General features: G+C 41.5%; 1 protein-coding gene. It reads left to right on the plus strand.

Annotated elements, in window-relative coordinates; all coding sequences use genetic code 11:
- A partial coding sequence (locus ACYYG1_RS17895) for a hypothetical protein (protein WP_461211681.1) occupies positions 1 to 189 on the plus strand: 189 nt, incomplete at its 5' end.
- Positions 190 to 236: the final 47 nt, after the last annotated feature.

A 236-nucleotide genomic window follows, 5' to 3' on the forward strand; every position in this document is an offset into this window, starting at 1 on the left:
AGCCCTGAGATTGCCGAGCTGAAAAATGAGACATGGCTTGCAGAAGGAAGTAATGAGTTAATTAATCGCCAGTTCGTCAGGTTTTTAATCAGATTCTTTCCGCTTAGAAAATTCTCTCCGTTTATCATGGTGTTAATTTTTAATCGTCGAATAATCAGAGTTTCTTTCGCGAGTCAGCTCCCAAAATGACCAGAGAAATATTGCCAAAGCGCTGGCGCTCTGGCTTGACAAGGTTT

This window comes from Desulfocurvus sp. DL1XJH-121 (assembly GCF_054819825.1).